The sequence below is a fragment of the Streptomyces sp. NPDC054840 genome, assembly GCF_053611065.1.
In genome coordinates this window covers 1-4,102 of record NZ_JBSGZP010000656.1, presented here as the reverse complement: position 1 = coordinate 4,102, position 4,102 = coordinate 1, and the positions used below count along the sequence as shown (strand labels likewise).

General features: G+C 71.1%; 3 protein-coding genes and 1 riboswitch. Of the genes, 2 read left to right on the top strand and 1 reads right to left on the bottom strand.

All coding sequences use genetic code 11. From position 1 onward, the window contains the following. Positions 1 to 4: 4 nt before the first annotated feature. A complete protein-coding gene (gene thrC, locus ACWGIU_RS31680) occupies positions 5 to 1,303 on the bottom strand; it encodes a threonine synthase (protein WP_453711558.1) in 1,299 nt (432 codons plus the stop codon). Next, a riboswitch (SAM riboswitch) is annotated at positions 1,297 to 1,454 on the bottom strand. Its footprint overlaps the gene before it by 7 nt. A 184-nt stretch (positions 1,455 to 1,638) precedes the next feature. Between thrC and ACWGIU_RS31675 the strand changes: the two genes are divergently transcribed. Together ACWGIU_RS31675 and ACWGIU_RS31670 are read left to right on the top strand one after the other, a co-directional pair. Next, positions 1,639 to 2,589 (top strand): glucosyl-3-phosphoglycerate synthase, encoded by a 951-nt coding sequence (locus ACWGIU_RS31675; RefSeq protein WP_453711559.1) that lies wholly within the window; start codon positions 1,639 to 1,641, stop codon positions 2,587 to 2,589. Between the two features lie 46 nt (positions 2,590 to 2,635). Continuing rightward, on the top strand, positions 2,636 to 4,075 hold the full coding sequence (locus ACWGIU_RS31670; protein WP_453711557.1) for an alpha,alpha-trehalose-phosphate synthase (UDP-forming): 1,440 nt from the start codon (positions 2,636 to 2,638) through the stop codon (positions 4,073 to 4,075). Positions 4,076 to 4,102 lie beyond the last annotated feature (27 nt).

Genomic DNA, 4,102 nt, shown 5'->3' with positions numbered 1-4,102 from the left:
GCCCTCAGACCAGGCCGGCGGCGCGGAACGCGTCCAGGCTCGGGCGGATGGTGGCGGTCTGCCCGCTGTCCGCGGCCACCGCCTCCAGGGTCTTCAGGCCGTCACCGGTGTTGAGGACGACGGTGGTCAGCGCCGGGTCGAGCTGACCGTTGTCGATGAGCTTCTTCGTCACGCCGACGGTCACGCCGCCCGCGGTCTCGGCGAAGATGCCCTCGGTCTGCGCGAGGATCTTGATGGCCTCGACGACCTGCTCGTCGGTGACGTCCTCGACGAAACCGCCGGTGCGACGGGCGATGTCCAGGACGTACGGGCCGTCCGCCGGGTTGCCGATCGCGAGCGACTTGGCGATGGTGTTCGGCTTCTGCGGGCGGACCACGTCGTGACCGGCCTTGAAGGCGGTGGACACCGGGGAGCAGCCCTCGGCCTGGGCGCCGAAGATCTTGTACGGCTTGTCCTCGACGAGGCCGAGCTTGATGAGCTCCTGCAGACCCTTGTCGATCTTCGTCAGCTGCGAGCCGGACGCGATCGGGATCACGATCTGGTCGGGCAGCTGCCAGCCGAGCTGCTCGCAGATCTCGTACGCGAGCGTCTTGGAGCCCTCGCCGTAGTACGGGCGCAGGTTGACGTTGACGAAGCCCCAGCCCTCGCCCAGCGGGTCGCCGATGAGCTCGGAGCAGAAGCGGTTGACGTCGTCGTAGTTGCCCTCGATGCCGACCAGGTCGCCGCCGTACACACCGGCCATGACGACCTTGCCCTGCTCCAGGTCGTGCGGGATGAACACGCAGGAGCGGAAGCCGGCCCGGGCGGCCGCGGCGCCGACGGCGCCGGCCAGGTTGCCGGTCGATGAGCAGGACAGGGTGGTGAAGCCGAAGGCGCGGGCGGCCTCGACGGCGATGGCCACGACGCGGTCCTTGAAGGAGTGCGTCGGGTTGCCTGAGTCGTCCTTGACGTAGAGCTTGCCGGTGATGCCCAGCTCCTTGGCGAGGTTGGCCGCGTCCACGAGCTTGGTGAAACCGGGGTTCAGGCTGGGCTTCGAGGCCACGTCCGCGGGGACGGGCAGCAGCGGGGCGTAGCGCCAGATGTTGTTCGGGCCGGCCTCGATCGCGGCGCGCAGGGCCTCGGGATCGCCGGTCGGGAGGTCGTAGGCGACTTCCAGCGGTCCAAAACACTCGGCGCACGCGAAGAGGGGGCCGAGCTCGAAGCGGGTACCGCACTCGCGACAGGAAAGGCCGGTGGCAGGTCCGAGATCAACAGAGGTGGCGACAGTCTGTGCAGCCATGATGGCGAGGCCCTTTCTCCTCATCTTCCCCATGGCGCACTTCGCCATGAGACGGAATTGGCACCTTCCCTAGCCGGGGACCTCGCTGATGTCGCTGAATGTGCGATCGCGAGAACCGACTGGAGGGTTGCCGGGGCTTCAACGGGCCGTGTCCCTCTGCCCCTCTGGATGAGCGGTATGGCACCGGGCGACACGCTCTATGGCGCGCCCGGGCGTTTGTCACGAGGACCCCCGGCATGCGGTGGTCCTTCGCGTTGTTCAAGACTGTAACCGAAGGCCCGGGCGGTTGAGACAGCCGTCCGAACCGCGAGATGGATCACATAAGGGCGAATATCGCCGACACGCAGGGAGTGCTGAGGGTGCTGGAAGAGGTGGAGCGCTGGCTGGCCGACCGCTCCTGGTCCGCCGCCGACCGACCGCTCGACCAGCTGCTCGACCGGAAACGGGCGGCCGGAACCACGGTCAGCGTCGTGCTGCCCGCGCTGGACGAGGAGGCGACGGTCGGCGCGATCGTCGAGGTCATCCGGCGTGAGCTGATCGAGGGACTGCCGGTCCCCCTGGTCGACGAGCTGGTCGTCGTCGACTCGGGCTCCGCCGACCGCACCGCGGACGTCGCGGCGAAGGCCGGCGCCCGGGTGGTGCACCGCGACGAGATCCTGCCCCGCGTCCCGGCACTGCCCGGCAAGGGCGAGGTGCTGTGGCGCTCGCTGCTGGCCACCGGCGGGGACATCGTCTGCTTCGTCGACGCCGACCTGCGGGACTTCTCCGCCGCCTTCGTCTCCGGGATCGTCGGACCGCTGCTGACCGACCCCGAGGTGCAGTTCGTCAAGGCGATGTACGACCGGCCGCTCGGGGACACCCCCGGCCAGGGCGGCCGGGTCACCGAGTTGGTCGCCCGCCCGCTCCTCAACCTCCACTGGCCACAGCTGGCCGGCTTCGTACAGCCGCTGGGCGGGGAGTACGCCGTACGCCGCTCGCTGCTGGAACGGCTGCCGTTCCCCGTCGGGTACGGCGTCGAACTGGGCCTCCTGGTCGACGCGCTGCACACGGTCGGGCTGGACGCGCTGGCCCAGGTGGACGTGGGTGTACGGCTCCACCGCCATCAGGACGGGCAGGCGCTGGGACGGATGGCCGCGGCGATCTACCGCACCGCCCAGGTACGGCTCTCGCGCGGGCACCTCGTACGGCCGGAGCTCACGCAGTTCGAGCGCGGGCCGGAGGGCTTCGTACCGCGGACGTACCCGGTGGACACCGAGGAACGCCCGCCGATGGCGGGCATCAAGGAGTACGCACTGCGGCGCGTGGCGTGAGGGAACGTACGGTTTGAGGGGGCCCGGACCGGGCTAGGTTGGCCGCATGGCTTCCCAGGTGCTCGTCGCAGCGAATCGCGGCCCCCTCTCCTACGCCCTCGCCGAGGACGGGACGCTCGGCGCCCGACGCGGCGGGGGCGGTCTCGTCTCCGGACTCTCCGCGGCCCTCGCCGAGCAGCCGGACGCCCTGTGGATCTGCGCGGCGCTGTCGGAAGCCGACCGGGAGGCGGTCCGCCGGGGCGTGGCCGAGCCGGGCGTCCGGATGCTGGACATCGATCCCACGATGTACGACGACGCGTACAACGGCGTCGCCAACTCCGTGCTCTGGTTCACACACCACCACTTGTACGACATCCCGCGCGAGCCGGTCTTCGACGCCGAGTTCCGCCGGCAGTGGAACTCCTACGAGCGCTACAACCAGGCCTTCGCCGACGCCCTGGCCGAGGAGGCCGCGGAGGGCGCGCAGGTGCTGGTGCAGGACTACCACCTGGCCCTGGTGCCCGGACTGCTGCGGGTGCTGCGTCCCGACCTGCGGATCGCGCACTTCACGCACACCCCGTGGGCCTCGCCGGGCTATCTCGCCATGCTGCCGGACCTGGTCCGCGAGACCCTGCTGTGGGGCATGCTCGGCGCGGACGTGCTCGGCTTCCACACCGAGGCCTGGGCGGCCGAGTTCCTCGGGTCGGCGCGGCTCGACGACGCGTGGGGCCGGTCCGAGGTGCGCGGCGGCTCGGTGGTGGAGCACTGCCGGTACTCGGTGTGGCCCACCCGCATCACGGAAGTACGCGCGTACCCCCTGGGCGTGGACGGGGACGAACTGCGGGCGCTGGCGCACCGGCCGGAGGTGACCGCCAAGCTGGCGGAGCTGCGGGCGGAGGTGGACGGCCTGCGGACGATCGTCCGCGTGGACCGCACGGAGCTGTCGAAGAACGTGCTGCGGGGCCTGCTGGCCTACCGGGAGCTCCTGACCACGCGCCCGCAGTGGCGGGGCGGCGTGGTCCATCTGGCGTCGGCGTACCCCTCGCGGCAGGACCTGGCGGTGTACCGGGACTACACGGCCGCGGTGGCGGGGCTGGCGGCGGAGATCAACGCGGAGTTCGGGACGGACGAGTGGCAGCCGGTGCTGGTGTCGGTGCAGGACGACTTCGCACGCTCGCTGGCGGCGTACCGGCTGGCGGACGTGGCGCTGGTCAACCCGGTGCGGGACGGGATGAACCTGGTGGCGAAGGAGATCCCGGTGGTGTCGGAGGCGGGGTGCGTGCTGGTGCTGTCCACCGGGGCGGGGGCGTACGAGGAGCTCCGCCAGGACGCGCTGACGGTGAACCCGTACGACGTGACGCAGACGGCGGAGGCCCTTCACACGGCGCTGGCCATGCCGATGGGTGAGCGCTCGGAACGCACGAAGCGGCTGGCCGCGGCGGCGACGTCCCTCCCCCCGGCGGCCTGGTTCAAGGCCCAGCTGTCGGCCCTGACGCCGCCCGCCTGACCGTCCGCCGCCGGGGCTCCGCCCGGC